The organism is Streptomyces sp. CC53 (genome assembly GCF_001865245.1).
Taxonomy (GTDB): Bacteria; Actinomycetota; Actinomycetes; order Streptomycetales; family Streptomycetaceae; genus Streptomyces.
The window spans coordinates 1-9,066 of the sequence record NZ_MKXB01000166.1 but is presented as its reverse complement, the minus strand read 5'-3'; the positions used below and the strand labels follow the sequence as shown (position 1 = coordinate 9,066).

The 9,066-nt window shown below is 76.8% G+C and carries 1 protein-coding gene; it reads left to right on the top strand.

Annotated elements, in window-relative coordinates:
• Positions 1–157: 157 nt before the first annotated feature.
• A partial coding sequence (locus BJP40_RS20160; RefSeq protein ID WP_071281571.1) for an SDR family NAD(P)-dependent oxidoreductase occupies positions 158–9,066 on the top strand: 8,909 nt, incomplete at its 3' end.

The window sequence follows — 9,066 nt, the reverse complement described above, 5'->3', positions numbered from 1 at the left end:
GGCTCCATGCCGGCAAGGGGCACCGCACGACGACCCTGCCCACCTACCCCTTCCACCGACAGGACCTGGTGGCACCTCCGGCCCGCCCCGCACCCGCGGCGGCCTCCGTGAGCCACCCGCTGTTCGACCGTCACTACGAGCACCGGAGCGAGGGACAGTGACGAACCCGACCGAGACGTACGAGAAGACGTTCACGGGTCAGGAGCCCTTCATCGCCCAGCACCGCTCCGCGGGAACCGGGCTGCTGCCCGCCGCCGTGCAGCTGGAGATGGCACTCGTGGGCGTCGCCCGGCGCCGCCCCTTCGCCCCCCTGGAACTGACCGGCGTGTCGTTCCTCCGTCCCCTGACCGTCGCCGACGACGCCGCCGCGCCGGTCCGGCTCGACGTGACCGCCGACGCCGACCGGACCCGCTTCGCACTGACCACCGTCCTGTCCGGCAGCCGCAAGCAGCTGTCGACCGGCACCGGACGGTTCCTCCCGGCGGACAGCCGGCCGCCGCACGCCGGCAAGGGCCCCGAGCCCGCCGGCGCCCGGGACATCGCCCCGGAGCGGCTCTACACCGGCTGGGAGCGCGAGGGGCTCCAGTACGGCCCCGACTTCCGCACCGTCCGCGCACTGTCCGTCGGCGACGGCGGAACCGCCCGCGCCACCCTGCGGGCCGACGCCGAACCGATGCCGTGGTACGCCCATCCGCTGCTGGTGGACGGGGTCTTCCAGGTCGTCAGCTGCGCCCTGCAGGACCTGACGGGCACCGACGGCCCCTCTCCCATGCTGCCGATCGGCCTGGAGCGCCTCGCCGTCCACGCCGACCTGTCCGCACGCACGGACGGGGTCACCGTTCTCGTCCGACGCACGGGCGACGACGGCGCCTACGCCACCGCCGACGCGCTGCTCCTGGGCCCCTCCGACGAGGTCGTCGCCGAGTTCCAGGGAGTGCGGATGCGGCGGACGACCACCGTGACGCGCAGGTCCCCCGGGACGACCACCACGGCGCGTACGCCCGCCCCGGCCCCGGTACGGCGGGAGCCGCTGCCCGTCTCCCGCATCGACTGGCGCCCCGCGGAAGGCACAGCCGACCGCCGTGAAGCGGCGTCCGGCACCTGGGTGGTGCTGCACCACGGCCCGACCGACCGGCTCGGCACGGGCGTCGCCGACCGGCTGCGCCGCGACGGCGCCCGCGTGGTGGAGGTCGCCCCCGGCCCGGCCGTACCGGCGGGTGGCGCCCCCACCCCCGACCGGCGGGCGCTGGAACGGCCCGACGAGGACGCGTTCCGGCGGCTCTGGGCCGAGATCGGCGACACCGTCGCCGGCGTGGTGCACCTGTGGAACGCCGACGACCCGTCCGGTGGCGGCCGGGGCGAGGACGACGAGCTGCGCCTCGGTCTCTACGCCTGCCTGGCGGCGCTGCGGACCCTCGGCGAGAGGCAGCGCAAGTCCCGCTTCCTCGTGGTGACCCGTGACGGCCAGCCCGTCGCGGACGGCGACCGGCCGGTCCCCGCCCGCGCCGCCCTGTGGGGCCTCGTGCGGACCGCGGCCATCGAGTACCCGGGACTGCGTCCGCGCCTGATCGACCTCGGCGGCGCCCCCGACGCGTCGCTCCCCGCCGTCGTGGCGGAACTCGGCTCCGCCCGCGGGCCCGTCGAGGTCGGCTACCGCGACGCCGTCCGGCACGTGCCCGTCCGGGTGCGCGACCGCTCGGCGTACGCCCCGCCCCGCCCCACCGGGCAGGGCCCCATCCGGCCCGGCGGACGCTACCTCGTCCTCGGCGGCCACGGCGGACTGGGACTGGAGGTGGCCGAGCGGTTCGCCCGGGAGGGCGCCGGCGTCGTCGCGCTGGTCAGCCGCTCCGGCGGGACCCCCGGCTCCGAGGAACGGGCGGCGGCGCTCGCCGCCCACGGCTGCGCGACCGTCTCGTACAGCGCGGACATCACCGCCCCCGGCGCCCTGACGGCCCTGGTGGAGCGGATGCGCGAGGACCACGGCGAGGTGCACGGCGTGGTCCACGCGGCCGGCACCCTGAAGGACGGGCTGATCCGCAGCGCCACCGCCGAGGACGTCGCGGCGGTGATGCGCCCCAAGGCCGACGGGGTCCGTGAACTGGCCGCCGCCGTGGCCGGGTCGGAACTCGACTTCGCGGTGCTGTTCGCCTCCGTCTCCGGCACGTTCGGCAACCTCGGGCAGGGCGGTTACGCCGCCGCCAACGCCTACCTGGACGGCTACGCCCACGCGCACGGCGCGCCGTGGCTCAGCGTCGACTGGGGCCTGTGGGGCGAGGTCGGCATGGGCACCGCCGTCGCGGACCAGCTGCGGGCGCGCGGGGTCCGGCCGCTGACGACGGCGGAGGGCCTGGACGCCCTCATCGCCGTCCTCGGGGCGGAGGAGCCCGCCCGGCAGCTCGTCATCGCGCACCCGGACGCCGGCACCGAGATCGTCGAGCCCGAGGAGCTCGCCTCCCACGCGGAGCGCGTCGCCCCCGTCGCCGCCCGGGCCGCCTCCGCAGCCGACCGCGTCGACCCCGCCCCCGCCGAGGACGGCGTGACCGCCGCCGGTGCCGGGGAAGGAGCCGGGGACGGCGCGGAGCACGTCGCCCACGCGCTGTCGCGGTTCCTCGCGGAACGGCTGGGCCTCGCCTCCTTCGACCGGGAGACGCCCCTGTCGGAGTACGGCATGAGCTCCATCATGAGCGTCGAGCTGTCCGAGGAGCTGTCCCGCCGGTGGCGCGTCAGCCTCCCGGCCACGCTCTTCCTGGAGTACGGCGCCTTCGACGAACTGGTGGAGGCACTGACCGAGCGCTACGGCGCCGCAGCCGCACTGCCCGAGCCCGCCGGAAGCTCCGCCCCCGGTACCGATGCCACCTCCGGAACCGCCACCGGTACGGAAACCCGCTCCGGAACCGCGGCCGCCACGGCCGAGGCCGACGCCACGGAGGACGCCGCCGGGCCCGTCACCGCCGAGGGCCCCTCCCGCACGGAACCCGCACCCGCAGCCGCCCCCGCCGCCCCGGAGCGTGCCCGGCGCCGGGCACCCGGCGGACGCGACCTGGACGTCGCGATCGTCGCCGTGTCGGGCGACCTCCCCGGCGCGCCCGGCGGAGTGCTGGAGCTCTGGCCGCTGCTGCGCGCCGGAGACCACGCCTTCACCGACGTACCCGCCGAACGCTGGGACGTGGACGCCCACTTCGAGCCGCGCGGACCCCGCATGACGGGCACCTACTGCCGCAAGGGCGCCTTCCTGTCCGGCACCGACCGGTTCGACCCGGCCTTCTTCGGCATCTCCGTGCGCGAGGCGGAGGACATGGACGTCCAGCAGAAGCTGCTGCTGGAACACGCCTGGGCGGTGCGCGACGACGCCGGCCTCGCCGGCCGCCGCGACATCGGCGTCTTCGTCGGGGCCACGTACACCCACCACCGCGACGCGCACGGGCTGGACACCGTCGGCCCGCACACCGCGCTCGGCTCCATGAACGCGGTGCTCGCCAACCGGATCTCGTACGCCCTCGACCTCACCGGCCCCTCACAGACCGTCGACACCCTCTGCTCCTCCTCGCTCGTCGCGCTCCAGCAGGCCGTCGCGGCGCTCCGCGCCGGCCACTGCGGCGCCGCGATCGTGGCGGCCTGCCAGGTCGGCCTGACACCGTGGTACTACCGCAGCCTCAGCCAGCTCGGCGCCCTGTCGGACACCGTGCCAAAACCCTTCGACGAGCACGCGGACGGCTTCCTGCCCGGTGAGGGGGCCCTCGCCGTCCTGCTGAAGCCGCTCGCGGACGCGGAGCGCGACGGCGACCGGATCTGGGGTGTCGTCCGGGGCACCGCCGTCAACCACGGCGGCCGCGGCAGCGCCCTGCCCGTGCCCCGCAGCGAGGCCCAGGCCGCGGTCATCCGCGCGGCCCTCGACGACGCGGGGCTCGCCCCCGCCGACATCACCCTCATCGAGACCCACGGCACCGCGACCCGGCTCGGCGACCCCATCGAGATCGCCGCGCTGACCGAGGTGTTCGGCGGCGACCCGGACCGGCGCGGGCCGTGTCACCTCGGCGCCGTCAAGGGCAACATCGGGCACCTGGAACCGGCCGCCGGGCTCGCCGGACTCGTCAAGGCCCTGCTGTGCCTGCACCACGGGGAGATCCCCCCGGTCGCCGGGTTCGAGAAGCAGAGCAGCCACCTGGACCTCTCCTCCGGCCCGTTCGAGATCCCGACCGAGCCCCGCCCGTGGACGTCGCCGGGACCGCGGCGCTTCGGCGTCAGCTCCTTCGGGATGGGAGGGACCAACGCGCACGTCGTCGTGGAGGAGTACGTCACGGGACACCGCACCGAGGGCGACGCGCACGGACCGGCCACCGAAGGCGCCACCGCGGACGGGGTGCCCGACGAGCACCTGCTCGTCCTCTCCGGCCACACCCCGCAGGCCCTGCTGCGGCGGATCGCGGACACCCGGGCGCTGCTACGCGGGGAGACCGCCTCCGGCCTGGAGGAACTCTGCCGTTCCAGCGCCGTCGGACGCGACCACCGGGCGCACCGGACCGCCGTCCTCGGCGGCACCGCCGACGCACTCCGTGCCGGACTGGACCATGCGCTGCGGCTCGCGGAACGGGCGCCCGGCACCGTCGTGCGCGGCAACGCCGTGGTCGGGACCGCGTCGACCGGGCTCGCCGTCCCGGCCCTCCGCTACACCGCGGGCAAGGCCGTCGACTGGGCCGCCGTCTACCCGGGCCCGGCGGTGCGCCGCCGGGCCCTGCCGCCCTACCCGTTCGCGCCGGCACCCGCAGAGGCGGCGGCCGGGACTCCGGAGCCCCCGGCCGAGGACGTCGCCGCGGCCGTCCGGAGCCTCGCGCAGGCGCACCGCGTCCTGGGCGAGGAGACCGTGCCCGGTGCCGTGCCCGTCGCCCTCGGGCTGCGGGCGGCCGGCGAACTGCGCGCGGTCGCCTTCACCGGCCGGGGGAGCGGCCCCCATCCGCTCACCGGCGACCTGGACGAGCCGGGCCGTACCGGTCCGGCCACCTTCCGGCACGGCGAGCGGACCATCGCACGGCTCACCACCGGAACCGACGCGGGCCCCGAGCCCGCCCCGCTGGACGTGCCCGCCGTGCGCGCCGGCCTCGGCCGGAACCTGGCGCCCGCGGGTCTCTACGCCTGGTTCGCCGCCAAGGGCATGGAGCTCTCCGCGCCGCTGCGGTCGATCACCGAGGTGCACTACGGTCCCCGTCGCGTCCTGGCCCGCGTCGACCCCCAGGCCGGCGGCCCCCTGGAGGCCGAGACGGCGGCGCTCGACGCCGCCCTCCAGTCCATGGCGGTGCTGACCCTCGCCGACCCCGAGGCACCGACCGGCACCTACCTGCCGGTCTCCATCGGCCGGGTCGCGCGCTGGGGCGACCCCGCACGGACCGCGTACGTGCTGCTGGACGGCGCCGAGCCCGGTGCCGACGGCGAGCGACGCGGCGACGCGGCCCTGCTGGCAGCGGACGGCCGGGTCCTCGTCCGCCTCGACGGCATCGCGTACCGGACGGCCGGCGACACCGCAGGGACCGGCGCCCCGGCGAAGCCGACCGCCGCGAGCACCGAAGGCAGCGCCGGTACGGCCGGGACAGCCGTGGGCGCAGGGGGCAGCGCGGACGCCGCGGACCCGGCCGCCCCGGCCGGTGCCGCGGGGCGGGGCGCGGGCCCCGGGCCCCGCCCGGCGCGGCTCGCCGCGGCCGAGGCGGCCGTCGTGGAGGTGGTGCGCGCCACCCTGCACGACCCGCGGATCACCGCGACCACCTCGCTCTCCGCCGTCGGCATCGACTCCATGCTCGCGACGGCCGTCGCCGCCGAACTGGACGAGAGGTACGGCGTGCCGCTCGGCCCGACGGACATCCTGGACGCCGCCGACTGCCGCACCCTCGCCGCGCACGTCGCCGGACTGGCTCCGGCGGACGCCTTCGCGCCGCCCGAGGAGGGTGCGGCACCCGCCACCGCAGCGGCGCAGCAGGCCCACGGCCCCGTCGAGCCCGCGGGAGCCCGTGCCTCCGAACCGGCCGAGCCGGTCGAGGGGCCCGCGCGGACCGACCGGCCCGAACCGGCGGCCGGGACGGCCAGCACCGCGCGGGCGGCCGCCGCCCCGGGCGCCGGCTTCGGCACGGACCCCGCCGAGACCGCCTCCGCCGACGACGTGGCCGTGATCGGACTGGCCCTGGCCCTGCCGGGCGCCACCGACCCGGAGGGCTTCTGGGACCTGCTCGCCGCGTCCGGCGATCAGATCCGCGCCGCGCCGACGCACCGCTGGGGCCGGTACGCCGAAGGGCGGGAGCCGGACACCGGCGGGTTCCTCGACGGCGTCGACGAGTTCGACGCCCGGTTCTTCGACTTCTTCCCCCGGCAGGCCGAAGCGCTCGACCCGCAGGCCCGCTGGCTGCTCCGCACCACCTGGGAAGCCCTGGAATCCGCCGGCCTCCCGCCGCTCGGGCTGTCGTCCTCCACGGGCGTGTTCGTCGGGGCCAGCTACCAGCACTACAAGGACTTCAACCTGTCACCGGAGTTGGACGCCCCCAGCGGCCTGGGCAACCACAACGCCTTCCTGGCGAACCGGGTGAGCTTCTTCCTGGACCTGCACGGGCCGAGCATGACGATCGACACGCTGTGTTCGTCGTCGCTGGTGGCGCTGCACACGGCGGTGCGGAGCCTGCGCGCGGGCGAGTGCGAACAGGCCGTCGTCGCCGGCGTACGGGTCGCCATGTCCCCGCTGCACTACATCGCCATGCGCAACCTGCGCGCCCTGTCGCCTGCCGGCCGGTCGAGGCCGTTCGACGCGGCTGCGGACGGGTTCGTGCCGGGTGAGGGCGTGGTGACGGTCGTGGTGAAGCCGCTGCGGGCGGCTCTGCGCGACGGCGACCGGATCCGGGGCGTCATCAAGGGCACGGCGGTGAACCACGGCGGCCGTACGAGTGGGCTGACCGTGCCGAGCAGTTCCGCCCAGGAGTCGGTGATCTCGGCCGCGCTGGCGGATGCGGGGGTGCCCGTGGAGTCGATCGGCCTGGTGGAGGCGCACGGGACGGGGACGAGTCTGGGTGATCCGATCGAGGTGGAGGGTCTGACACGTGCCTGGCGCGCGGTGACAGGGCAGTCCCAGTTCTGTGCGATCGGTTCGCTGAAGGGCAACGTCGGGCACCTGGAGCCGGCTGCGGGTCTCGCGGGGCTGGTGAAGGTGCTGCTGTCGATGGAGCGGGGGATGGTCCCGCCGTCGCTGCACGTGGCCCGGCCGAACGACCGCATCCGTTTCGAGGACACGCCGTTCTTCCTGGCGGATCGGGTGGCGGAGTGGCCGCGGCCCGAGGGCGGCCCGCGGCGGGGGGCGGTGAGCGCGTTCGGGATGGGCGGGGTCAACGCCCACGTCATCGTCGAGGAGGCGCCCCCCGCCCCCGCCCGGGACGTACCGGCCCCCGAGTCCTTCGCGGTACGGGTGAGCGGCGCCGACGAGGCCGCCGTGCGCGCACTGGCCGACGCGTACGCCGGCCGGTTCGACGCGGCCCGCGACGCCACGGAGACCGCCGACCTGTGCCACACGGCCAACACCGGCCGCTCGACCATGGACTTCCAGACCGCCGTGCACGGCCACTCCGCAGCCGACCTCGCGACGGCGCTCCGCTCCGTCGCCGACGGGACGGTCCCCGTCGCCCGCGTCGACGTCGACCTCACCGCCCACGCCGCGGCGGCCCGCTGCGGGACCCCCGCCGCCCCGCACCACCCCAAGGGCGCGGCGGAACTGGCCGGCGTCGGGTACGCGCACGTCGACTGGGCGTCGCTGTCCGCGGCGGGAGCCCGCCTCACGGACCTGCCCACCTACCCGTTCGCCGCGACCTCCTTCTGGCGCGGCCCCGGTGCAGTGGACGGTCCCGAGCGGGTCGAGACCCCGGTACGGGACGTACTGCCGGACACGGACACGCAGGCGGTCCGCGTCGCGTGGCACGCCCGCGCGCTGCCCCCGGCGGCCCCGGCCGGACCGGCGGCGGTGAGCCTGTCCGTGGCCGACCCCGCGATCGGGGACGCCCTGGCGGGAATCCTCCGGGACCGCGGCGTGACCGTCGTGGACGCCGGCTCCCGGGCCGACGCCGCCCTCGTCGTCACCGCCCGGGACACCCGGCCCGACGACCCCGCACGACTCGCGGCCTTCTGGGACGAGTTGAGCGGTCTCATGAAGACGCTGCCACCGCGCGCCGGCGTGCTCTGGGCCTGCTTCGACGCGGCGGACGGCGGACCGGACCCCGTCCGGGCGGCCACCGCCACGGCCGTACGCGCGGCGGGCGCCGAAGGCCGCCGGCCCACCGCCGTCGTCCAACTGGACCCGGCCGACCCCGCGAGCACCCAGGCGGCGCACCTCGCCGCCGAGTTGGCCGCGCTGGCGGCCGGCGTCCCGGACACCGGCACCGACGCGGGCACCACCGTCGCCGCCTACCGGCGGGGCGTCCGGTACGTGCCGGAGACCGCACCCGCCCTGCCCGGCCCGTCGTACTCCGTGCCGGACGAGGGCTACTGCCTGGTCACCGGCGGACTCGGCGCCGTCGGTCTGCGGCTGACCGAACGCCTCATCGCCCGGGGCGCCCGGCGCGTCGGCATCGTCGGCCGGTCGGCCCTCGACGCCGACCGCGCGGCGGCGCTGCGGGGAGTGGCGGGCGCCGCCGAGGTCGAGTACCTCCCCTGCGACGTCTCCGACCCCGCGGCCCTCGCCGCGGTGGCGGACCGGTGGGGACGGCGCTGGGGCCGGCTGGTGGGCATCGTGCACGCCTCCGGCGGGGTCAACCCCTTCGGGGCGATGCACCGGCGCCCGTGGAGCGACGCGCAGAAGGTGCTCGCGCCCAAGGTGGCCGGCTCGCTCCACGTCGTCCGCCTGGCGAAGGAGCAGCGCGCCGACTTCGCCGTGCTCGTCTCCTCCATCGCCGGCACCCAGGCCCTCGCGGGCCGCGGCCTGGTCGACTACAGCCTCGCCAACGCCTTCCAACTGGCCCTCGCGGAGCGGGAGCACGACCCGGTCACCGCGGTCACCGCGCACGCCTGGCCGAACTGGACGGGCATCGGGATGAAGGCCGACGACACGTT